The sequence below is a fragment of the Streptomyces sp. NPDC048481 genome, from assembly GCF_043200075.1.
Lineage (GTDB): Bacteria > Actinomycetota > Actinomycetes > Streptomycetales > Streptomycetaceae > Streptomyces.
The window spans coordinates 37,951-58,925 of record NZ_JBICXC010000008.1 but is presented as its reverse complement, the minus strand read 5'-3'; the positions used below and the strand labels follow the sequence as shown (position 1 = coordinate 58,925).

23 protein-coding genes are annotated in these 20,975 nt (G+C 71.6%); 12 read left to right on the top strand and 11 right to left on the bottom strand.

Features of this window, described 5'->3' with window-relative positions; genetic code table 11:
* Positions 1–74: 74 nt before the first annotated feature.
* From dapF to miaA, 3 genes are all read right to left on the bottom strand, one after another.
* Positions 75–944, bottom strand: a complete 870-nt coding sequence (gene dapF, locus ACGFSH_RS23675; RefSeq protein ID WP_393351752.1) for a diaminopimelate epimerase — start codon at positions 942–944, stop codon at positions 75–77.
* A 119-nt stretch (positions 945–1,063) separates the two neighbouring features.
* Positions 1,064–1,573 carry a hypothetical protein gene (locus ACGFSH_RS23670; RefSeq protein WP_393352284.1) on the bottom strand — a complete coding sequence of 170 codons (510 nt, stop codon included), beginning with the start codon at positions 1,571–1,573 and terminating at the stop codon, positions 1,064–1,066.
* A 108-nt stretch (positions 1,574–1,681) separates the two neighbouring features.
* Complete coding sequence (gene miaA, locus ACGFSH_RS23665) at positions 1,682–2,620, bottom strand: tRNA (adenosine(37)-N6)-dimethylallyltransferase MiaA (protein ID WP_393351750.1); 939 nt, start codon at positions 2,618–2,620, stop codon at positions 1,682–1,684.
* 220 nt (positions 2,621–2,840) lie between these two features.
* On the opposite strand from miaA, the gene ACGFSH_RS23660 reads away from it, so the two are divergent.
* Together ACGFSH_RS23660 and ACGFSH_RS23655 are read left to right on the top strand one after the other, a co-directional pair.
* Positions 2,841–3,104 carry a hypothetical protein gene (locus ACGFSH_RS23660; RefSeq protein WP_393351747.1) on the top strand — a complete coding sequence of 88 codons (264 nt, stop codon included), beginning with the start codon at positions 2,841–2,843 and terminating at the stop codon, positions 3,102–3,104.
* A 23-nt stretch (positions 3,105–3,127) separates the two neighbouring features.
* Positions 3,128–3,397 carry an antitoxin gene (locus ACGFSH_RS23655; RefSeq protein ID WP_393351744.1) on the top strand — a complete coding sequence of 90 codons (270 nt, stop codon included), beginning with the start codon at positions 3,128–3,130 and terminating at the stop codon, positions 3,395–3,397.
* Between the two features lie 97 nt (positions 3,398–3,494).
* On the opposite strand, the gene ACGFSH_RS23650 is transcribed toward ACGFSH_RS23655, so the two are convergent.
* The 4 genes from ACGFSH_RS23650 to ACGFSH_RS23635 form a co-directional block, all read right to left on the bottom strand.
* Complete coding sequence (locus ACGFSH_RS23650; protein ID WP_393351741.1) at positions 3,495–4,304, bottom strand: class III extradiol dioxygenase subunit B-like domain-containing protein; 810 nt, start codon at positions 4,302–4,304, stop codon at positions 3,495–3,497.
* A 125-nt stretch (positions 4,305–4,429) separates the two neighbouring features.
* A complete protein-coding gene (gene miaB / locus ACGFSH_RS23645; RefSeq protein ID WP_393351739.1) occupies positions 4,430–5,959 on the bottom strand; it encodes a tRNA (N6-isopentenyl adenosine(37)-C2)-methylthiotransferase MiaB in 1,530 nt (509 codons plus the stop codon).
* A gap of 65 nt (positions 5,960–6,024) precedes the next feature.
* Positions 6,025–6,777 carry a response regulator gene (locus ACGFSH_RS23640; protein WP_393351737.1) on the bottom strand — a complete coding sequence of 251 codons (753 nt, stop codon included), beginning with the start codon at positions 6,775–6,777 and terminating at the stop codon, positions 6,025–6,027.
* Positions 6,774–7,781: a sensor histidine kinase gene (locus ACGFSH_RS23635; protein WP_393351735.1), complete on the bottom strand. Its 1,008-nt coding sequence runs from the start codon at positions 7,779–7,781 to the stop codon at positions 6,774–6,776. The genes ACGFSH_RS23640 and ACGFSH_RS23635 overlap by 4 nt, the downstream gene beginning before the upstream one ends.
* Positions 7,782–8,195: 414 nt before the next feature.
* Here ACGFSH_RS23635 and ACGFSH_RS23630 point away from each other — a divergent pair, with 414 nt between their 5' ends.
* On the top strand, positions 8,196–8,681 hold the full coding sequence (locus ACGFSH_RS23630) for a cation:proton antiporter regulatory subunit (protein WP_393351733.1): 486 nt from the start codon (positions 8,196–8,198) through the stop codon (positions 8,679–8,681).
* Between the two features lie 4 nt (positions 8,682–8,685).
* On the top strand, positions 8,686–9,912 hold the full coding sequence (locus ACGFSH_RS23625; RefSeq protein WP_393351731.1) for a cation:proton antiporter: 1,227 nt from the start codon (positions 8,686–8,688) through the stop codon (positions 9,910–9,912).
* A gap of 340 nt (positions 9,913–10,252) precedes the next feature.
* Here the strand turns inward: ACGFSH_RS23625 and ACGFSH_RS23620 are convergent, their stop codons facing one another.
* Entirely contained in the window at positions 10,253–10,657 is a 405-nt protein-coding gene (locus tag ACGFSH_RS23620) for a MazG nucleotide pyrophosphohydrolase domain-containing protein (RefSeq protein WP_393351729.1), read from the bottom strand.
* A gap of 99 nt (positions 10,658–10,756) precedes the next feature.
* Here ACGFSH_RS23620 and ACGFSH_RS23615 point away from each other — a divergent pair, with 99 nt between their 5' ends.
* Positions 10,757–11,758 (top strand): TAXI family TRAP transporter solute-binding subunit, encoded by a 1,002-nt coding sequence (locus ACGFSH_RS23615; RefSeq protein ID WP_393351727.1) that lies wholly within the window; start codon positions 10,757–10,759, stop codon positions 11,756–11,758.
* A gap of 278 nt (positions 11,759–12,036) precedes the next feature.
* Here the strand turns inward: ACGFSH_RS23615 and ACGFSH_RS23610 are convergent, their stop codons facing one another.
* Positions 12,037–13,446, bottom strand: a complete 1,410-nt coding sequence (locus ACGFSH_RS23610) for an ATP-binding protein (protein ID WP_393351725.1) — start codon at positions 13,444–13,446, stop codon at positions 12,037–12,039.
* A 12-nt stretch (positions 13,447–13,458) separates the two neighbouring features.
* A complete protein-coding gene (locus ACGFSH_RS23605) occupies positions 13,459–14,145 on the bottom strand; it encodes a response regulator transcription factor (protein WP_393351723.1) in 687 nt (228 codons plus the stop codon).
* Positions 14,146–14,492: 347 nt separating this feature from the next.
* Here ACGFSH_RS23605 and ACGFSH_RS23600 point away from each other — a divergent pair, with 347 nt between their 5' ends.
* From ACGFSH_RS23600 to ACGFSH_RS23570, 7 genes are all read left to right on the top strand, one after another.
* A complete protein-coding gene (locus ACGFSH_RS23600; RefSeq protein ID WP_393351721.1) occupies positions 14,493–15,269 on the top strand; it encodes an amino acid ABC transporter ATP-binding protein in 777 nt (258 codons plus the stop codon).
* A gap of 77 nt (positions 15,270–15,346) precedes the next feature.
* Positions 15,347–16,201, top strand: a complete 855-nt coding sequence (locus ACGFSH_RS23595; protein WP_393351719.1) for a glutamate ABC transporter substrate-binding protein — start codon at positions 15,347–15,349, stop codon at positions 16,199–16,201.
* A gap of 115 nt (positions 16,202–16,316) precedes the next feature.
* Complete coding sequence (locus tag ACGFSH_RS23590; RefSeq protein WP_393351717.1) at positions 16,317–16,982, top strand: amino acid ABC transporter permease; 666 nt, start codon at positions 16,317–16,319, stop codon at positions 16,980–16,982.
* Complete coding sequence (locus ACGFSH_RS23585) at positions 16,979–17,887, top strand: amino acid ABC transporter permease (protein WP_393351715.1); 909 nt, start codon at positions 16,979–16,981, stop codon at positions 17,885–17,887. Before ACGFSH_RS23590 ends, ACGFSH_RS23585 begins: the two co-directional genes overlap by 4 nt.
* 177 nt (positions 17,888–18,064) lie before the next feature.
* Positions 18,065–19,804, top strand: a complete 1,740-nt coding sequence (locus ACGFSH_RS23580; protein WP_393351713.1) for an FAD-dependent monooxygenase — start codon at positions 18,065–18,067, stop codon at positions 19,802–19,804.
* Positions 19,805–19,954: 150 nt separating this feature from the next.
* On the top strand, positions 19,955–20,041 hold the full coding sequence (locus ACGFSH_RS23575) for a putative leader peptide (protein ID WP_319285218.1): 87 nt from the start codon (positions 19,955–19,957) through the stop codon (positions 20,039–20,041).
* Positions 20,042–20,137: 96 nt separating this feature from the next.
* Positions 20,138–20,707, top strand: a complete 570-nt coding sequence (locus ACGFSH_RS23570; RefSeq protein ID WP_393351711.1) for a cysteine dioxygenase — start codon at positions 20,138–20,140, stop codon at positions 20,705–20,707.
* A gap of 14 nt (positions 20,708–20,721) precedes the next feature.
* Here ACGFSH_RS23570 and ACGFSH_RS23565 read toward each other — a convergent pair whose 3' ends face one another.
* Positions 20,722–20,946 (bottom strand): hypothetical protein, encoded by a 225-nt coding sequence (locus ACGFSH_RS23565; RefSeq protein WP_393352304.1) that lies wholly within the window; start codon positions 20,944–20,946, stop codon positions 20,722–20,724.
* Positions 20,947–20,975: the final 29 nt, after the last annotated feature.

Genomic DNA, 20,975 nt, shown 5'->3' with positions numbered 1-20,975 from the left:
CGCGGCCCGCCCCGCGGCGTTGATCATGTGCGCCACCGGGTCGCCCCGGCCTCCGATGCCAAGCCGCGCTCAGCTCAGCGACTGACTGTTTCCAGCCACTCGGACTCGATCTCTCCTGTGGCGACGATCACTGCGGGGCCGGTCATCTCGATCTCGCCGTCGGGCAGCTCGGTGATCACGAGGCGGCCGCCGGGCACGTCGACGGTGTACGTAGCCGGCGTCCCGGTGGCCGTCGGGTCGGCGCCGTCCCTGCGCGCGGCGGCCACGGCGACGGCGCACGCGCCCGTGCCGCACGAGCGGGTCTCGCCGGACCCGCGCTCGTGGACGCGCAGGGCGACGTGCCGCGGGCCGCGGTCGACGACGAACTCCACGTTGACCCCGTCCGGGTAGGCGGAGGCGGGAGCGACGGGCGGCGGCGCGTTCAGGTCGCCGGCGTGCGCGAGGTCGTCGACGAAGGCGACGGCGTGCGGGTTGCCCATGTTGACGTTGCGCGCGGGCCAGCTTCGGCCGCCGACGCTCACCGTGACGTCTGCGGTGGGGAGGAGGGCCCTGCCCATGCCCACGGTGACGTCCCCGTTCTTGGCGAGGTGCACGCGCTTGACGCCCCCGCGCGTGGCGACGGCCAGATCGCCCTCGGCGACGAGCCCGGCGTGCTGGAGGTAGCGGGCGAAGACGCGGACGCCGTTGCCGCACATCTCGGCGACCGAGCCGTCGCCGTTGCGGTAGTCCATGAACCACTCCGCCCGGTCCGCCATGTCCTTCGCCTCGGGGTGCGCGGCGGACCGCACGACGTGCAGCAGGCCGTCGCCGCCGATGCCGGCGCGTCGGTCGCACAGGGCCGCGACGGCGGCCGGGGGAAGGTCGACGGCGTTGTCGGGGTCCGGAACGATCACGAAGTCGTTCTCAGTGCCGTGTCCCTTGAGGAAGGCGATCCGCGTGCTCATCCCACGATCGTACGGGGTGGCCACGACACCGGTCCGGGGGCGGCCGTTCCGCGCCCCGCGGTCCCGCAGGTCCCGGCCGCAGACTCTCGAGCGCGGGCGCTCACGCGCGCGTGTACGGCTCAGCGGAGCCGGGCGACCCGCCAGACGGCCAGGGCCACGACCGCCGCGACCATCACGACGTAGGCGAGGGCGAACCGCCAGTCGGGCCGGCGGCCCGAGCCGCGCGCGGGCAGGCCGGGCCACGTGTAACCGACGCGACGGGCGGCCATCATTCCCCAGCCGGCCGCGCAGGAGCAGATCAGCAGCCCGAGCATGGCGATCATGGCACCGCTGTCGCCGAAGTCGAAGGCGAGCGGGAAGGCGAACATCAGGGAGCCGATCGCGGCCAGGGCCACGATGGGCGCGAGCTGCCAGATCCGCAGCCTGCGCTGCGGGCGCAGTTCGACCTCGACCTCGGGGCCGCTCGCGAACATCTCCTCGGGCTCGGGACCGTCGTCGGTCACACCGCCCGTGGTGTCGTCCTCGTCCGGCCCGTCCGGGCTCAGACGGCCTTCCTCGGGCTCCGGTTCACCGCTTCCGGCGGTGCGGTGCTCGATGCCTTGCGCGGTGTCACGAGGGCCGGCCTCCATCGCCACGCGCCCTCCCAACTCGGACTCCACTTGGTCGATCGAAGCTCGATGATGGCACGCCGCCGCAGGCCTGGATGACGGCCTGGGCGTCCCGATGCCATGACGTGATCAGGCTGTGACCGGTCGCTCCACCAACGCCAGCGCGAGCTCCGGAAGTTCTGTGAGATCAGCCGCAGCCCCACTCAACCAGTGCACCCGCGGATCGCGCCTGAACCACGAATCCTGACGGCGCGCGAAGCGCTTGGTGGCGCGCACGGTCTCGGCCCGCGCCTCGTCCTCGGTGCACTCTCCGGCCAGGGCGGCCAGGATCTGCTGGTAACCGAGCGCGCGGGAGGCGGTGCGCCCCTCGCGCAGGCCCTGCGCCTCCAGCGCGCGGACCTCGTCCACGAGCCCCGCGTCCCACATCCGGTCGACGCGGTGGGCGATGCGCTCGTCGAGTTCGGGGCGCGCCACGTCGACCCCGATCTGGACGGTGTCGTAGACGGAGTCATGGCTGGGCAGATTCGCCGTGAAGGGCTTGCCGGTGATCTCGATGACCTCGAGGGCGCGGACGATGCGGCGGCCGTTGCCGGGCAGGATGGCTTGCGCGGCCTCGGGATCGGCGGCCGCCAGCCGGGCGTGCAGGGCGCCCGAGCCGCGCAGGGTCAGCTCCTCCTCCAGCCTGGCGCGCACCTCGGGGTCGGTGCCGGGGAACTCCAGATTGTCGACCGCGCCGCGGACGTACAGACCGGAGCCGCCGACCAGGACCGGCCAGCGGCCCTCGGCGAGCAGTGCGTCGATCCGCTCTCGCGCCAGCCGCTGGTACTCGGCGACGGAGGCGGTGACGGTGACGTCCCAGACGTCCAGGAGGTGGTGCGGGACCCCGGCGCGCTCCTCGGGCGTCAGTTTGGCGGTGCCGATGTCCATCCCTCGGTAGAGCTGCATGGAGTCGGCGTTGACGACCTCGCCGCCGAGTCGCCGAGCCAGGAAAACGCCCAGATCGGACTTTCCGGCCGCGGTGGGTCCGACGACGGCGATGACGCGGGGGGCGGGGGGTGCGCTGCTCACCGCACCAGTCTCGCAAACCTCGCGACCGCCCCCGAACGAGTTACGTGACGGCGCCGGTCCGGGGTCGTTCCCCGTTGCGGGATGCCCGTCACCCTGCGCAAGGGCGACGCCCCCCGGTGGCGCGAACGGACGCACCGGCCGACGCGGGATTTCGCCCGCACGAGTACCGTATGGAGTGGACATGGGCGTTTTGGCGCGACTTTTCCGGAGGTCGAAGTCCGTGGAGGAGCCGACGACGGAGGAGGCGGCGACCACCACCGACGTCGGGGCGCCGGCCGGTGAATCGCAGGACCGGACCGAGGCGGAGACGGTCACGGAGGACTCGCCGGAGCCCGCCGCAACCGCCCCCGGCGTGACCGAGGACGGCACGGAGCCCGTCACCACCGCCGACGACGACGGCGTCGACGGCGTCGGGATCCCCCGTCAGCAGTCCCCGGAGGAGACGGCCGACAGCGAGGCCGCCGACGACGGCGCCCGCACGTAACGCACCGCGAGGGAAGGTGGCTCATGGGTCTCTTGGACAATTTGAAGGCCAGGCTCGCCCCGGCCAAGGGCAAGGTCACGGACCTCGCCCAGCAGCATGGGGACAAGGTGCATCACGGCATCGACAAGGCCGCCAAGGTCGTCGACGAGAAGACCAAGGGCAAGTACAGCGACAGGATCCACAGCGGCACCGACAAGGCCAAGGGCGCCATGGACCGGATCGCGCACAAGGACGCTCCCCCGACGGGCGGCGGCGACACGTTCGTCCCGCCGACCCCGCCGCCTGCTTCCTGACCGGGCGTGGATCGGCGGACGGCCGCGCAGCGGACACGCTCGCGGCCGTCCGCCGACCCGCGCCCGGCGCCGCGCCGGGCCCCGCTGCGCACGTCGGCTACGACCAGGCAGCGACCACGTAGCCGACGCCGTACGGCGCGTCGTCGTACAGCAGCACGCCGGACAGCCCGGCGTCCTCGGCAGCGCCCGCGAGCACCTGCCAGGGCGCCCGGCCGCAGGCCTTCAGTTCGTACGCCAGCTCCGCGTCCAGCGCCCTGAGCGCCGCCACGTCCGCCGTGCCCAGCGCGCGGGCGACCTCCGCGTCGAAGGGCGCGGCGCGCTCGTCGAGGTACCCCGGGGCCTTCACCGTGCGGCACGCGCTCGCGTCGCCCATGACCAGCAGGGCGACCCGTGCGGACGACGCGCCGATCTCCCGGCCCACCTGGACGCACCGCTCGGGCGCGAGCGGTTCCCCGACACCGAGCCCCTCGACCGGGGCGGCCGACCATCCGGCCCGCTCCAGCAGCCAGGCGCCCACGGCGAGGGACGGCGGGAGGTCCCCGGCGGACGACGCTTCCCGCGCGCGGGGCGTCTCGTCTCCCTCCGACGTCCCCGACGTCTCCTGCTCGCGGGCGGTCCGCGGCGTCACGGGGGTGTTCACGGAGGTGTGCTCGGTGACGCGGGCGAGGCGTACGCCGACGTCCACTCCGAACGCGCGGAACGAGCCTCGCGCGCCCTCCGGGTGGGAGCCCCGCCCCGCCTTCTCGGCGGGGCCGACGACCACGAGCCGGTCCGGCCGGGCGGCCGCCAGCACGGCCAGCGCGTCGGAGCAGGCGGTGCGCGCCGCGTCCAGCTCGGGCGCGGCGCCCGAGGCGACCTCGGGCACGAGCAGAGGCGGACAGGGACAGACTGAGGCGGCGACAAGCATGATCGGCAGCGTAACCCCGCAGACGTACCCCGGGGCACCCCCATGGGCTTCCCCAGCGGCGCGCCCTTGAGCCGGACGCCGTCGTCCTCAGGGCCGCCGGCCGCCGCCGGAGCGCCCGCGGGTTGTCAGTCGCAGCCGCAGCCGCTGCCCGTGGTCACCGGAAGCGGCGCGGGCGCGCCGATCTTGGGCAGGCCGAGCAGGACACCGGCCGGCTTGGCCGACTTCTCGGCGGTGCGCTTCTCCCAGGCGTCGCCCGCGCGCGTGCGGCGCACGTCCAGGACGGCGCCCTCGGCCAGGAGGTGGTGCGGGGCGGCGTAAGTGATCTCGACCGTCACCACGTCGCCGGGGCGCACCTGCTGTTCCGGATTGGTGAAGTGCACCAGACGGTTGTCGGGGGCGCGGCCGGACAGGCGGTGCGTGGCACCGTCCTTGCGGCCCTCGCCCTCGGCCACCATCAGCTCCAGGGTGCGGCCGACCTGCTTCTTGTTCTCCTCCCAGGAAATCTCCTCCTGAAGGGCCACGAGACGCTCGTAGCGCGCCTGGACGACCTCCTTGGGGATCTGGTCCTCCATGGTCGCGGCCGGGGTGCCGGGGCGCTTGGAGTACTGGAAGGTGAACGCCTGGGCGAAGCGGGCCTCGCGGACCGCGTGCAGGGTCTGCTCGAAGTCCTCCTCGGTCTCGCCGGGGAAGCCGACGATGATGTCGGTGGTGATGGCCGCGTGCGGGATGGCGGCGCGCACCTTCTCGATGATCCCGAGGTAGCGCTCCTGACGGTAGGAGCGGCGCATCGCCTTCAGGACCGTGTCCGAGCCGGACTGCATCGGCATGTGCAGCTGCGGCATCACGTTGGGCGTCTCGGCCATGGCGGCGATGACGTCGTCGGTGAAGTCGCGCGGGTGCGGGGAGGTGAAGCGGACGCGCTCCAGGCCCTCGATCGCGCCGCACGCGCGCAGCAGCTTGCTGAAGGCCTCGCGGTCGCCGATGTCGGAGCCGTAGGCGTTGACGTTCTGGCCGAGCAGGATGATCTCGGAGACCCCCTCGGCGACCAGCGCCTCGATCTCCGCGAGGATGTCGCCGGTGCGGCGGTCCTTCTCCTTGCCGCGCAGCGCCGGGACGATGCAGAACGTGCACGTGTTGTTGCAGCCGACCGAGATCGACACCCAGGCCGCGTAGGCGCTCTCGCGTCGCGTCGGCAGGGTGGACGGGAACGCCTCCAGCGACTCGGCGATCTCGACCTGGGCCTCTTCCTGCACGCGCGCGCGTTCCAGCAGGACCGGCAGCTTGCCGATGTTGTGCGTGCCGAAGACCACGTCCACCCAGGGGGCCTTCTTCACGATGGTGTCGCGGTCCTTCTGTGCGAGGCAGCCGCCGACCGCGATCTGCATCCCGGGCCGGCTCGCCTTGCGCGGCGCGAGGCGGCCGAGGTTGCCGTAGAGCCGGTTGTCGGCGTTCTCGCGCACGGCGCAGGTGTTGAAGACGACGACGTCCGCGTCGCCGTCCGACCCCTCGGGGGCGCGCACGTAGCCAGCCTCTTCGAGCAGCCCGGACAATCGCTCGGAGTCGTGGACGTTCATCTGGCACCCGTAGGTGCGGATCTCGTAGCTCTTGGGGGCTTGGACGTCCACTGCGAGGCTCCGGTCGCTGCTGCTGGTCATGGCTCAAGGGTAGGCGCTCGCCGGAGGACGCCCGCCGCCCCCGTCCTCCCGGGACCCGGCCGCGCTCAGGGGTCGATGAGGCCCGCGCGGATCGCGTAGCGGGTGAGCTCCAGCCGGTCGCGCATGCCGAGCTTGTGCAGGAGGTTGGCGCGGTGCCGTTCGACCGTCTTGGCGCTGATGAAGAGCAGGGCGCCGATCTCCCTGGAGGTGTGCCCCTCGGCCACGAGCTTGAGGATCTCCTCCTCGCGCTCGGTGATGGGCCGCTCGGGCAGGCCGTCGACGTCGGCGCCGCGGTGCAGCCGGTCCAGGTAGGAGCGCACGAGCGCCCGCTCCGCACCCGGATAGATGAACGGCTCGTCGCGCACGACCGCGTGGCACGCCTCGACCAGGTCCCGGTCGGCGACCGACTTCAGGACGTATCCCCCGGCCCCGGCCCGCAGAGCCTCGAAGAAGTACTGCTCGTTGTCGTACATCGTCAGGATGAGTATGGGCAGCGCCGGGAGTCTGCGGGACAGCTCGCGCGCGGCCTGCAGCCCGGTCATTCGGGGCATGGCCACATCCAGGACGGCCAGATCGACGTCCCCCTCCCGCGCGCGTGCGACCGCCTCCGCCCCGTCACCGGCCTCGGCCACCACCGTCAGGTCGGGCTCGCCGTCCAGTATCAGCCGCACGCCACGGCGTACGAGCGTGTGGTCGTCGGCGAGGAGCACCCGGATCGGCCCGGCCGACGCGGACGATGCGGCCGGGGCCGACGACGTGGACAACGCTGACGGCAGGGGCAGTGAGGCTGAGGTCGTCCAGGACACGGGATGCGTCATCGCGGGCCTCCGTGCGCGGCCGGGGAGGCTGTCGCCGGGGCGGCGGCCGCCTTCGCCAGAAGCCGTACGTCGGTCCCGCCGCCGGTCCCGTCACCCCCGCCGCCGTCCGCGCGCGAGGAGACGGTGAGGACGGCGCCGATCAGCAGCGCCCGCTCGCGCATCCCGCGGATGCCGGCGCCCTCCCCGGCCCGCGCGCCCAGGCCGGCGCCGTTGTCCCGTACGAGGAGTTCGACGCCGTCGCCGGCGGGGCGCAGCCGGAGTTCCGCGCGGTCGGCGCCCGAGTGCCGGGCGGTGTTGGTGAGGGCCTCCTGAGCCACGCGGTAGAGCACCAGCTCCGTCTCCTCGGTCAGCGCGGGCAGCCCGGTACGAAGCTCGTGGCGCACCGTCAGGCCGTGGGTGGTGAACTCGGCGGCAAGGGAGCGCAGCGCGCTGAGCAGGCCCAGCTCGTCGAGGACGCCGGGACGCAGCCGTCGGGCGATGCGGCGGATCTCGTCCAGGCCGGCCCGGGTCGCCTCCTGCGCCTGGCCCAGTTCCTCACGCAGCACCTCGGGGGCCCGGTCTGCGACACGCTTGAGCTGTAGCAGTACGGCGGTCAGCGTCTGCCCGACCTCGTCGTGGAGCTCACGGGCGACGCGGTGACGCTCCCGCTCCTGCGCGGACAGCGCCCCGGCGGCGCTGGCGGCGCGCTCGGTCTCCAGCCGGTCCAGCATGGCGTTGTACGTGGTGATCAGCTCTGCCGTCTCCACCGGCCCCGCGACCACCGCCCGGGCCCCGGGACGCAGCAGGTCGGCGTCGGCCATGGCCCGGCCCAGCCGCCCCAGCGGCGCGAGGCCGACGCGCAGCACGACCGCGTTGACCGTCAGGAGCGCGGCCAGGCCGCCCAGCACGACGAGCACCTCGCCCGGCAGCACCGGTGTGGAGACGGTCACCGGTCCCAGGAGCAGCGCGGCCGCCACGACCAGGCCGGCGGCGTCGAGGCCGAAGATCCGCCAGAACAACGACACGTGCGCGGCCCCTCCCCTTCTGCCTGGTGTGCCGGATCCGCGTGACCCGTCCCGGCCGTACGCACTGCCCCTCTTGTCCGGTCCGGCGTGACTGTCATGACGTTCGCGATGGAGCTGACTGAGTTGGTCGCGCCGACCGTGTTGATCATGTTGATTGTGTTGACCGTCGTGGTTGGCACAGAGGTATCGGCTGGCACACCCGTCTCGTCCGGCGGCATCGGAGTCATCCCGGTCGCGGCTCGATGGCACCGCCGTGACCAGCCTCTCCGTAGGCCGGCGGCCCTGTCCATCCGTCATGACACCCATGTCGTCACCGTACGGGCAGGTGGCAGCATGAAGACTCCGGGCACCCGTCGGAAGACGTCACGGAACCACCGCTCACCACCACCTCCACGACCACCAAGGGGAAGAAACGTGACTGCTCCACGGCTGCGAACGACTCCGCTGCCAGGCATCGGCGTCCAGTACGACCTCGTGACGCGGGAGCAGCGCCATCTGTCCGTCGTGGCCCACCGCGACGGCGCGCGCACCGTCAACATGTACCGGAGCGACGACCCCGACTCCTGCGCCCAGTCGCTGCGGCTGACCGGCGCCGAGGCGGGCGCGCTGATCGACGCGCTGATGCCGTCCCACCACAGTGCGAGCCTGCTGTACACGACCGACCTGGGGCTGGTCGCCGAGCGCGTGGAGGTGGCGGCGACCTCCCGCTGGAACGGGCGGCTGCTGGGCGACACCAAGATGCGCACGGACACCGGCGCCTCGATCGTTGCGGTGCTGCGCCGGGCCGAGGCGATCCCCTCCCCGACGCCGGCCTTCCGTCTCGCGGGCGGTGACACGCTCATCGTGGTGGGCACCCGCGAGGGCGTGGACGCGGCCGCCGCGATCCTGGGCCGGGAGTGATCGGGTGCACTCCGCGGTCCTGTTGATCGAGTTCGGTTCCATCATTCTCGGCCTGGGCCTGCTCGGCCGGTTCGCGGCCCGCTTCCGGTTCTCGCCGATCCCCCTCTACCTGCTGGCCGGTCTGGCGTTCGGCGAGGGCGGGCTGCTGCCGCTCGGCGCGAGCGAGGAGTTCGTGGCCATCGGCGCCGAGATAGGCGTCATCCTGCTGCTGCTGATGCTCGGCCTGGAGTACACGGCGAGCGATCTGGTCTCCAACCTCAAGGCCCACTATCCGTCCGGTCTCGTCGACTGCGCCCTCAACGCCCTGCCCGGCGCGGCCGCCGCACTGCTGCTGGGCTGGGGGCCGGTGGCGGCCGTGGTGCTCGCGGGGGTCACCTGGATCTCCTCCTCCGGAGTGATCGCCAAGGTGCTGGGCGACCTCGGGCGGGTCGGCAACCGCGAGACCCCGGTGATCCTCAGCGTGCTCGTGCTGGAGGACCTGGCGATGGCCGTCTACCTGCCGATCGTCACCGCTCTGGTGGCCGGGGTGGGGCTGGCGGCCGGCAGCGTGACCCTGGCGATCGCGCTGGGCGTCGCGGGGCTCGTGCTCTTCGCCGCGGTGCGCTACGGCCGGGTCATCTCCCGTTTCGTGTCGAGCGACGACCCGGAGAAGCTGCTCCTGGTCGTGCTGGGGCTCACGATCCTGGTCGCCGGCGTGGCACAGCAGCTTCAGGTGTCGGCGGCGGTCGGCGCGTTCCTGGTGGGCATCGCGCTGTCCGGGGAGGTCGCCGAGGGCGCGCACACGCTGCTGAGCCCGCTGCGGGACCTGTTCGCCGCCGTGTTCTTCGTCTTCTTCGGGCTGCACACCGACCCGGCGAGCATCCCTCCCGTCCTGCTGCCCGCCCTCGCGCTGGCCGTCGTCACCGCCGCCACGAAGATCGCCACCGGCTACTGGGCGGCCCGGCGGGCCGGGATCTCGGTCAAGGGACGCTGGCGGGCCGGCGGTGCGCTGGTGGCCCGCGGGGAGTTCTCCATCGTCATCGCCGGGCTGGCGGTGACCGCCGGCATCGAGCCGTCCCTCGGACCGCTGGCCACGGCGTACGTGCTGATCCTGGTCGTGCTCGGCCCCGTCACCGCCCGCTTCACGGAGCCCCTCGCCGCGTGGTGGACGCGCCGCCGGGCGCGCCGCGAGACGGCCGCCGTACCGGAGCGGCCGGTCGAGGCGCGGCAGCAGACGTCGGTGGGCGACTGAGGCGAGCACCCGCGCGGACACGTCGGCATGCCGTCAGGCGTGAACCCTGTGCGAGACCTGTGAGGGCGGCCTGCGAGGACGGCCTGACGGGAGCTTGAGGGAACCGGGCCCGAGTCACGGCGGTCGAGGTCTGTGTCACGTTGGCCCGGGCCGAACGCCATGCGCGGCTGTCCGCGTGCCGAGGGCGTGCCGCCCAGAGACGAGTCTGGCGGGGCTCTCCGGGGCTGGGGCCGAGACCGGGTGCGGGACTGGGCGCGGGGGCCGTCCGGGGCCGTGCGGGGCTGCGCAGCGGCCCGCCACGCGCACGTCAGCTGCCGGGGCGGGACCGCGACTGCCGGGGTCACGCGCCGTCGGGTCTCCACCCCTGGCGGCGCAGCACCTCGCAGACGTCCGGCGCGCGGTAGTGCTCGCCCTTGAGCACCTTGCCGTCCGCGCGGCGGGCGACCCGGCCGTCGGGGCCGAGCTTGGTCATGTTGGAGCGGTGGATCTCTGCGAGGACGGCGTCGAGGTCGATCCCGTGCACCAGGGCCGTGCCGTAGGCGACGTAGACGACGTCGGCCAGTTCGTGCGCCAGCCGGTCCAGTGGGCCGCTCACCGACACCTCGGCGACTTCCGCCGCCTCCTCGGCCAGCAGGTTTCCGCGCTGTTCGGCAAGGCTCGGCGGCACCTCGGTCGGGGTGGTGCGGACGTCGAGCCCGAAGGCCCGGTGGAACTCACGGACCAGATCGGCGGGCGAGGAACTCATGCACCGACTGTACCGACGGCCACCGACAGCCCCGCCCCTCCCGGGCCCGGTGGGCCCCGCCCTGGTCAGCACCTCGTGAAGGCTGGCAGGATCGCGGGCATGTCCAAGGTGTTCTCCCGTCCCGGCAGGCGCGGCATCCTGGGGGGCGCGGCCGCCGCCGTCCTCGTCGTCATGGGGCTGCTGCTGTGGTGGCTGCTGCCCCTGGGCGAAGAGCCGCCGAGCGGTTCGATCACCTTCAGCACCGGCACGACGAGCGGCGTCTACTACGAGTACAGCAGCCAGTTGCGCGACGCCCTGGCCAAGGACATGCCCGACCTGGACGTGAACCTGACGACCAGCAACGGGTCCCCGGAGAACGTCGAGCGGGTGGCGACGGGCGCGGCCGACTTCACCATCGCCGCGGCCGACGCCGTGCAGGCCTACGAGTCGCAGCACCCCGGCGGAGCCGCCAGGCTGCGCGGCGTGGCCCGGCTCTACGACGACTACGTCCAGCTCGTGGTGCCCCGCGACTCGGCGATCCGCTCCATCGCTGACCTGCGGGGCAAGACCGTGGCGACCGGCCTGCCCCGCTCCGGTGTGCGCCTGATCGCGGAGCGGGTGCTCAAGGCGGCGGGCCTGGATCCGGTGAAGGACATCAAGGCCAAGTCGGAGGGCATCGACACCGGCCCGGAGAAGCTGAGGCGGGGCGAGATCGACGCGTTCTTCTGGTCCGGCGGAGTGCCGACGGCGGGGCTGGAGAGGCTGGCCGACACCTTCACCTTCCGGTTCGTGCCGATCAGCTCCGAGCTGGTCGCCCAGATGCACGACCAGGACGACTCCACGGGCTACTACCGTGCCGCGAACATGCCCGAGTCGGCCTACCCGACCATCCAGAACGGCTCCACCGTGGCGACGATCGCGGTGTCCAACCTGCTCATCACGCGCACGGACATGGCGCCCCGGCTCACCGAGTGGCTGACCCGCACCGTGATCAGGAGCCGCGACGGCATCGGCGCACATGTGCACTCCGCCCAGTTGGTCGACCTGCGCACCGCCATCTACACGGACCCGCTCAAGCTGCACCAGGGCGCCCGGAGCTACTACCGCTCCGTCAAGCCTTGACTGCCGCAGTACATGCGGCAGTCACCACTGCACCGATCAACCCTTCTCCATCGCCAATGCAGCCATCAACACCGCGGCGGCCAGGGCTGCGGCCACCTGGACTGCGCCCGTCAACTCCGGGTCCATCAACACCAAGTCCATCAATCCTGCGGCCGTCGGCACTGCGGTCCTCAACCCCGTGACTCGCAGCCAGGCAACCCAGCAGTCCGGCAGTCCAGCAGTCCACTGCCGATGTTCGCTCCAAGGACGAAGTCACCTCGACATGTCGCGCCGCGGGCTCACGTCGTCGGCGACCTGGGCACGGACACCGTCGCCGTCAGTCCGCTCGGCTCGTGGTGGGCGTACGTCAGGGAGCCGCCGCCGGTCGCGAGCAGGGCCCGGGAGATCGACAGGCCCAGTCCTGAGCCCTTGACGTTCTGGTGGCGTCCGCTGCGCCAGAATCGGTCGCCCACGCGCGTGAGCTCCTCGTCGGTAAGGCCCGGCCCGTTGTCGGTCACGACGACGGTCGAGGTGTCGCCGTCGGCGGCCACCGCGACTTCGACGCTCTCGCCCCGCGGGGTGAACTTGATGGCATTGTCGATCACCGCGTCCAGAGCGCTGGAGAGCGTCACCGGGTCGGCCCAGGCCGTGGTGGGCGGGCAGTCGCCCACCAGCCGGACGCCCTTGGCCTCGGCGGTGGGCGCCCAGGCGGCCACCCGCTCGGCGGCCAGCGCACCGATGTCGGTGACCCTCAGGTCGGCCTCGGCGTGCTCGGCGAGGGCCAGGTCGAGGAGATCGTCCAGGACCTGGGCCAGGCGCTTTCCCTCGTTCTGGACGGAAGCGATCTCCTCGTTGCCCTCGGGCAGCTCGTAGCCCAGCAGTTCGATCCGCAGCAGCAGGGCGGCGAGCGGGTTGCGCAGTTGGTGGGAGGCGTCGGCGACGAAGGCGCGCTGCTGTTCCAGCACGTTCTCGACGTTGTCCGCCATCTCGTTGAACGCTCCGGCCAGCCGTCGCAGCTCCGGCGGTCCGCCGGCCACCGCGACCCGGGATTTCAGCCGGCCGCTCGCGATCTCGTGGGTGGTGGCGTCCAGGACCCGCACGGGTCGCAGCACCCATCCGGTCAGCCGCAGGGCGGCCCCGATGGCCAGCAGCATCGCGGCGATCTCGCCGGCCCCGATGACCAGCCAGCCGTGCAGGATCCTCGACCTCATGGGCCCGGTGGGCGAGTCGGTGACGACGACCGCGACGACGTCACCGTCCCTGATGACCGGCGACGCCACGACGAGCCGGTTGCGCTGCCACGGCCACACCTGCCGGGGGTCGTGGCTGCGCCGGCTGAGCAGCGCCTCGTCGAAGGCGTCCCGCACCTCGCCCGATTCGGGGAGGTACCAGTCCCGGGGGGCATGAGCCATGGGGGTGTCGGTGCCGTAGAAGACGCCGGCGCGGATGCCGTAGACGTCGTAGTAGCTGGCGAGCTCCCGGCCGAGGGTCGCGCGGCGCTCGTTGGTGGACGCCGCCGTGGTGTCGCCCGCGCCGGACGAGGCGGTGACGAACTGGGCGAGCGCCGCGAAGCGCGCGGTGTCGTCGATGCGGTCGACGACCACCCTCTGCTGCTGGGCGCCGGCCACGCTGATCGCCAGCGGCACCCCGAGGGCCAGCAGCACGGCCGCCATCAGGACGATGAGCAGCGGCAGGAGTCGTGTACGCAACCGCGGTCCCCGCTACGCGGCCGGGGCGACGAGCCGGTAACCCACGCCGCGCACGGTCTCGATCAGGGCGGGCATGCGCAGCTTGGCGCGCAGCGAGGCCACATGTACCTCCAGGGTGCGCCCGGTCCCCTCCCAGCTGGTGCGCCACACCTCGCTGATGATCTGCTCCCGGCGGAAGACCACGCCGGGGCGCTGGGCGAGCAGCGCCAGGAGGTCGAACTCCTTGCGGGTCAGCTGGACGGCCGCGCCGTCCACCGTGACGCGCCGGGTGGGCAGCTCGATGTGGACGGCGCCCAGGCGCAGCACACTGTCCTGGCCGGTGGCCGGGTCGTCGGGGACGGTGCGGCGGCTGACGGCGTGGATCCGGGCGAGCAGTTCCCCGGTGTCGTACGGCTTCACCACGTAGTCGTCGGCGCCCAGGTTGAGGCCGTGGATGCGGGAGCGCACGTCGGAGCGGGCGGTCACCATGATCACCGGGGTGGCGGTGCGCTTGCGGATCTTGCCGCAGACCTCGTAGCCGTCCTGGTCGGGCAGGCCCAGGTCGAGCAGGACGACTCCGAAGCCGGGCCCCTCCGGGACGAGCGCCTGCAGGGCTTCTTCGCCGCTGCGCGCGTGGGTGACGTCGAAACCGTGCCTCTTGAGGACGGCGGACAGCGCGGCGGCGACGTGGTTGTCGTCCTCGACGAGCAGCAGTCTCATCCCGGCCTCCTCCGGTTCGGTTCCTCGCACATTCGGCCTGACTCACTCAGTCACCTGTGCGCTGGCACGACGTCCCGACAGGACGCACGAGAAGAACGCACGGAAGACAGCGGCACACGCGTGTGTGCATCATGGCAGTCACGCTGATGGACGAGGACGCCGTCAAGCGGGTTCCGGTTGCAGGGGGCTTCCGTTATCCGGCCGATACGCCCGCAGGTCACAAGTGCTACGACATGTGTCCGATTGCTATCGGATCGTGATGCTCAGATTCCCCTCAGATGTAATGACGCTGGTCGCGGCGGGTCACTACTGTCCAGCGCAACCGAGGAGGACGGAGCACCAGAGCGATGACCGAAGTTTCGGTGACCAAGGAGGACGCGGTCGCGAGCGGTGACCTGGTCGTCCTGAAGAGCGTCAACAAGCACTTCGGCGCGTTGCACGTTCTCCAGGACATCGACCTGACGATCGCCCGCGGAGAGGTCGTCGTGGTGATCGGCCCCTCCGGGTCCGGGAAGTCGACGCTGTGCCGCACCATCAACCGCCTGGAGACGATCGACGAGGGCGCGATCGCGATCGACGGCAAGCCGCTGCCCCAGGAGGGCAAGGCGCTGGCGCGGCTGCGCGCCGACGTCGGCATGGTCTTCCAGTCGTTCAACCTGTTCGCGCACAAGACCGTGCTCGAGAACGTGATGCTCGGCCAGATCAAGGTCCGCAAGGTGGACAAGGCGAAGGCCGAGGAGAAGGCACGCACGCTCCTCGACCGCGTCGGTGTGGGCACCCAGGCGGACAAGTACCCCGCGCAGCTCTCGGGCGGGCAGCAGCAGCGTGTGGCCATCGCCCGCGCGCTGGCGATGGACCCGAAGGTCATGCTCTTCGACGAGCCGACGTCGGCCCTGGACCCCGAGATGATCAACGAGGTCCTGGAGGTCATGCAGCAGCTGGCCCGGGACGGCATGACGATGATCGTCGTCACCCATGAGATGGGTTTCGCACGATCGGCTGCAAACCGCGTGGTGTTCATGGCGGACGGGCGCATCGTCGAAGAGGCTGCGCCCGACCAGTTCTTCAGCAACCCGCGCAGCGACCGTGCCAAGGACTTCCTGTCGAAGATCCTGCACCACTGACCCGCGCAACGATCTTGCGGCCCTGACGGACCCCGCACCGCCCGCAGTAGTTCATCACTCTTCTAAGGACGTTCTCCATGAAGCTTCGCAAGGTCACCGCCGCTTCGGCCGCAGCCCTCGTCCTCGCCCTGACCGCCACGGCGTGCGGCGGCGACAACAAGGACGACGCCGGCAGCGGCTCCAGCGCCGGCAGCGGTGGCGGCGGCAAGATCAAGGTCGGCATCAAGTACGACCAGCCCGGCCTCGGCCTCAAGAAGCCCGACGGGTCCTTCGCCGGCTTCGACGTGGACGTCGCCAAGTACGTCGCCAAGCAGCTCGGCTACCAGCCCGACCAGATCGAGTTCGTCGAGACCAAGAGCGCCGACCGCGAGAACGCCCTCGCCCGCGGCGACGTCAAGTTCATCGCGGCCACGTACTCGATCAACGACGAGCGCAAGAAGAAGGTCGACTTCGCCGGCCCGTACCTGCTGGCCCACCAGGACCTGCTGGTCAAGGCGGACTCGGACATCTCCAAGGGCACGGACCTCAACGGCAAGAAGCTGTGTTCCGTGACCGGCTCGACGTCGGCGCAGAACGTCAAGAAGACGATCGCCCCCGACGCCAACCTGAAGTCGGTGAGCTCCTACTCGGAGTGCATCGCCGGCCTGCAGAGCGGCGCCGTCGACGCGGTCACCACCGACGACTCGATCCTTGCCGGCTTCGCGGCGCAGGACCAGTACAAGGGCAAGTTCAAGCTCGCGGGCCTCAAGCTCAGCAACGAGAACTACGGCATCGGCGTCAAGAAGGGCGACACCGCGACCGTGGACAAGATCAACAAGGCGCTGGAGCAGATGGTCAGCGACGGTTCGTGGCAAAAGGCGGTCGACGCCAACTTCGGCCCGGCCAACTACAAGAACGAGCAGGCCCCGAAGATCGGCGTCATCGTCAAGTAGTCCGGGCCACGGCCCACCCTGCGGGGTACCTGCGGTGCGCCGCCGTCCGTCGCGATCCCGGCGGCGGTGCACCGCACCCTTCCCATACGCCACCCAGCCGGAAGCGCGGGAGATCGTGTTCGACTTTCTTGATGGTTACGACGTCCTAGGGGCGTTCTGGATGACGGTGAAGCTCACCGCCGTCTCCGCCGTGGGCTCCCTGGTCTGGGGCACCCTGTTGGCCGCCATGCGGGTCAGCCCGGTCCCGTTGATGCGCGGGTTCGGCACCGTCTACGTCAACATCGTCCGGAACATCCCCCTGACGGTCATCATCCTGTTCAGCTCGCTCGGTCTCGCCGACATCTTCGGCATGACCATGGGAAGCAACGACTTCGACGTCCAGGGCTTCCGGCTGGCCGTGCTCAGCCTGGTGGCCTACACCGCCGCCTTCGTCTGTGAGGCGATCCGCTCCGGCATCAACACCGTGCCGATGGGCCAGGCGGAAGCGGCCCGGGCCATCGGCTTGACCTTCACGCAGACCTTGACGCTGGTGGTCCTCCCCCAGGCCTTCCGCTCGGTCATCGGCCCGCTGGCCAACGTGCTGATCGCGCTGACCAAGAACACCACCGTGGCGGCCGCCATCGGCGTCGCCGAGGCCGCCTCCCTGATGAAGACGATGATCGAGAACGAAGCGCAGACGCTGCTCATCGGCGCGGTCTTCGCGTTCGGGTTCGTGGTCCTGACCCTGCCCACCGGCCTCATCCTGGGCTGGCTCAGCAAGCGACTGGCGGTGAAGCGATGAGCTCGGTCCTGTACGACACGCCCGGCCCTCGCGCCAAGCGGCGCAACGTCCTGTTCTCGGCGGTCTTCACCGTCCTCCTCGCCCTCCTCCTGTGGTGGATGTGGCAGAAGATGGACGACAAGAACCAGCTCGACTCCGCGCTCTGGAAGCCGTTCGTCGAGTCCGAGGCCTGGACGACGTATCTGCTGCCCGGCCTCGCCAACACGCTGAAGGCCGCGGCGCTCGCCATGGTCATCGCACTTCCGCTGGGCGCCGTCTTCGGCATCGCCCGGCTCTCCGACCACCGCTGGGTGCGCGCCGTGTCCGGCACGGTGGTCGAGTTCTTCCGGGCCATCCCGGTGCTGCTGCTGATGCTGTTCGCCAACGAGTTCTACGCCCGCTCCACGGACGTGGGCAGCGCGGACCGGCCGCTCTACGCCGTCGTCACCGGTCTGGTGCTCTACAACGCGGCCGTCCTCGCCGAGGTCGTCCGGGCCGGGATCCTCTCCCTGCCCAAGGGGCAGACGGAGGCGGCGTACGCCATCGGTCTGCGCAAGGGGCAGACCATGAGCAGCATCCTGCTCCCGCAGGCGGTCACCGCGATGCTCCCGGCGATCGTCAGCCAGCTGGTCGTCATCGTGAAGGACACCGCACTCGGCGGTGTGATGATCGGATTCGCGGAGCTGCTCAACTCCCGTGGCACCCTGGCGGCCAACTACGCCAACGTGGTCCCGAGCTTCATCGTCGTCGCGATCATCTTCATCCTGCTCAACTTCCTCCTGACCAGCTTCGCGAGCTGGCTGGAGCGCCGGCTGCGGCGGAGCAAGCGCAGCACCGGCGCGGTCCTCGGCGCCGACAAGGTCGACGACCTGAACGCCGCGGAGGTCGGCGGAACCTACGGCACCGGCGCGGGCGGCGGCATCTGACGCCCGCTCAAGCAGGGCGACCCGTACGGAAGGCAGTGGCCGGCTCGCCACTGCCTTCCGTCGCTTGACGCAAACAACGACAATGGGTTGCATACGTTCTGTGATCGTGCACCCTGCTCCAATCCGTGGTTCAGCCCATCCCGCGAGGACACCGTCGAAGGCAGGGGGCCGCACGCCGTGGACCCGGTGATCATCGTCGGAGCCGGGCCGGTGGGGCTCACGCTCGCCCTGGCTCTGGCGCGGCAGCAGGTGCCTTCCGTAGTGCTCGACGAAGGTCCCGGCAAGGACGAACCGCGACTCGCGCGCACCGTCGTGCTGCGCGAGGACACCGCCGCCCTCGTCCAGCGGCTGACCGGAGCCGACCTCGACCGCGCAGGACTCCGTTGGGCCGGATGGCGCTCCATGCGGCGCAAGCAGGTGATCCGCGAGGTCGTTTTCGACGACGGCTCCGCCCCGGCCCCCGCGCACGACGGCGACCCCGCGGAGCCCGCGCCGCTGCACATCGCCCAGCACGTTCTGACCGCCACGCTGCGTGCCGCGCTGGAGGGCGAGCCGCTGGTGAAGATCGCCGTGGACAGCCGACTGGACGGTCTGGAACAGGAAGCCGCCGGCGTCACGGCCCACACCCGCGGCCCCCGGGGCACCTGGTGGCGCGGCAGCCATGCGGTCGGCTGCGACGGGCCGCGCTCGACCGTCCGCAAGCTCCTCGACGTCCGCTTCCCCGGCCGCACGGCGGTGGAACGACATGCCGTGGCCGCCCTGCGCGTGGAACTTCCCTGGGCCGACGAAGCGTTGCTCCACCGGACGCCGCCATGGCGCACGTCCGGCCCCTCCGCCGGGGAGGTCACCGGACGCCCGCTGCCCGACGGCGTCTGGCGACTGGACTGGCTGCTGCCGCCCGGCAAGGACCTCGTCACGCCCGAACTGCTCGTCGCGCGAATCCGCGAGACCCTGGCCGGCTGGAGCGGCGGGCCGACGCCCGCCTACGAGCTGCTGGACACCGGCGTCCACACCGTGCACCACCGGCTGGCCCGCCGCTGGCGCGTGGGGCGGGTCTTCCTCGCCGGGGACGCCGCACACCTGCTCGGCGCGTTCGGCGCCCAGGGCCTCGACGAGGGGCTGCGCGACGCCGACAACCTGGCCTGGAAGCTCGCCCTGGCCTGGCACCACGGTCATCACCAGGCACTGCTCGACAGCTACCAGGAGGAGCGCCGCGCGCTCGTCTCCGCCCGCCTGCGCGCCGCCGACCAGGCATTGCCCCTGCTGCGGGGCGGAGGCGGCATAAGGGCGTACGTGCCCGGTTCCGCCCGCGGGCAGGACGCGCTGCTCACCGACGCCCACCTGGGACGGGGACCGCTGGGCGCGGCCGGCGGCTACGAGGGCTCTCCCCTCGCGCCCCGGTACCTTGAGGCGGAGGTCCCGGTGGGCACCGCGCCGGGCGCGCAGGTCCAGGACGTCCGCGTGACGGCGGAGGACGGCTCCTTCGTCCAGCTGCGGGACCGGCTCGGGAGGGGTGCGCTGCTCGTCCTGCTGATCGCTCCGGGCACCGGTGTGTGGGAGCGCCGGCACTGGGTGAGCGCCGGGATCATGCCCCGCCTGGCCGCCGCGGTGACCGCCCTGCCGAGCCCGGCCGAGCTGCTGGTGGCGGAGAGCTATCCGGGCGCGGCCGCCCACACCGTCCTGCTGATCCGGCCCGACGGCCATCTGGTCGCCGCGCTCAACGGGGTGCGTGCCGCCGACCTGTACGCGGCGGCGGAGGCGGCTCTGGGCGGCCCGGCGACGGCGCAGGGCGCACAGGAGGCTCAGGGCGCCGGCGGCGGGACGAAGGAACACAGGAGCGGCAAGGGACCCACGGGGACCGCAGCGGCCCAGGAGGCGTCCGCGGCCGGTGCCGCGGCGGCCAGCGCGGTCAAGTAGCAGCCACACGAGTCCACCGCCGGGACCACGCAGCAGCGGTGACTTCCGCGATCCCGGCGACCGCATGTCCGCCCGCACTCATCGTCACGTTGAGGTCCACATCGTGACAATGAGTTGACCAGGTTGAGCCGTCATGGTCTACTCCGGATCGTGACCGACACCAATGTGCGCCTGTGGCGGAGGGTCCATATGGACCTCGTCCGCTATGCGGGCTGCGTGTGTCGTCCGTCCTGCTGAATTCGCATCCCCCTTCACCGGCGCCCCCGTCGTAGCGCACTCGCGTACGTGCGCCCGGGCGCGCCCCTCCCCGCGAACCTTCACTGGACGGTACCCGTGTCTGTCTCCCCTGTTTCCCCTAGTCCCTCAGTTCCCTCTTCCCCCTCCGCCGTCGCTGCTGACGCCTCCGTCGCAGCGCCCACGCAGGCGGATCTCCTCGACTTCGTCCGGCGCACCGCCGCCGACGCCGAACTGATCTCCTCGCTCCCCCTAGACCCCGAGGGCCGCACCTGGGTGCGCCTGGAAGGCCCCGGCGGCAGCGAGGCCTGGCTGATCGGCTGGCCTCCCGGCACAGGTACCGGATGGCACGACCACGCCGACTCGGTGGGCGCCTTCCTGACCGCCCGGGGCACGCTCAAGGAGTACTCCCTCGCCGCCCGGCTGCCCACCGACGGCTGGAAGACCCTGGAACTGGCGGACGGCGTCGACCGCGAACGCTCCCTCACCGCCGGGCACGGCCGCGCCTTCGGCCGGCATCACGTCCACGAGGTGCTCAACGAGTCGCCCGAAGAACATGCCGTGTCCGTCCACGCCTACTACCCGCCGCTGCCCGGCATCCGCCGCTACAGCCGCACCGGGCGCGTGCTGCGGCTGGAGCAGGTCGAGCGTCCCGAGGACTGGCAGTGAGCGGCTCGGACATCTCAGGCTCCCCACAGAGCGGACCTCCGCACGGACAGCGGGACGGACAGACGCACGTGCCCTCGGACGCCCGGCAGGACGACACCACCGACCATCACGTCGACTGTAACCCTGACGGCCACATTGACGGTTACATTGACGGCGGTCGCCTCGAAGAGCACGTTGACGGCGACCTTGACGACCAGGTTGACGACTACCGTGACGGTGACCGCATTGACCACCGCCATGACAGCCGCGTTGACGTTCCTGCTGACAG

Coding starts and splice junctions, on each gene's coding strand:
- dapF (WP_393351752.1), bottom strand. CDS start 944: ATGAGCACGCGGATCGCCTTCCTCAAGGGACACGGCACTGAGAACGAC.
- ACGFSH_RS23670 (WP_393352284.1), bottom strand. CDS start 1,573: ATGGAGGCCGGCCCTCGTGACACCGCGCAAGGCATCGAGCACCGCACC.
- ACGFSH_RS23655 (WP_393351744.1), top strand. CDS start 3,128: ATGGGTCTCTTGGACAATTTGAAGGCCAGGCTCGCCCCGGCCAAGGGC.
- ACGFSH_RS23650 (WP_393351741.1), bottom strand. CDS start 4,304: ATGCTTGTCGCCGCCTCAGTCTGTCCCTGTCCGCCTCTGCTCGTGCCC.
- miaB (WP_393351739.1), bottom strand. CDS start 5,959: ATGACCAGCAGCAGCGACCGGAGCCTCGCAGTGGACGTCCAAGCCCCC.
- ACGFSH_RS23640 (WP_393351737.1), bottom strand. CDS start 6,777: ATGACGCATCCCGTGTCCTGGACGACCTCAGCCTCACTGCCCCTGCCG.
- ACGFSH_RS23620 (WP_393351729.1), bottom strand. CDS start 10,657: ATGAGTTCCTCGCCCGCCGATCTGGTCCGTGAGTTCCACCGGGCCTTC.
- ACGFSH_RS23615 (WP_393351727.1), top strand. CDS start 10,757: ATGTCCAAGGTGTTCTCCCGTCCCGGCAGGCGCGGCATCCTGGGGGGC.
- ACGFSH_RS23605 (WP_393351723.1), bottom strand. CDS start 14,145: ATGAGACTGCTGCTCGTCGAGGACGACAACCACGTCGCCGCCGCGCTG.
- ACGFSH_RS23600 (WP_393351721.1), top strand. CDS start 14,493: ATGACCGAAGTTTCGGTGACCAAGGAGGACGCGGTCGCGAGCGGTGAC.
- ACGFSH_RS23595 (WP_393351719.1), top strand. CDS start 15,347: ATGAAGCTTCGCAAGGTCACCGCCGCTTCGGCCGCAGCCCTCGTCCTC.
- ACGFSH_RS23585 (WP_393351715.1), top strand. CDS start 16,979: ATGAGCTCGGTCCTGTACGACACGCCCGGCCCTCGCGCCAAGCGGCGC.
- ACGFSH_RS23565 (WP_393352304.1), bottom strand. CDS start 20,946: ATGGCGGTGGTCAATGCGGTCACCGTCACGGTAGTCGTCAACCTGGTC.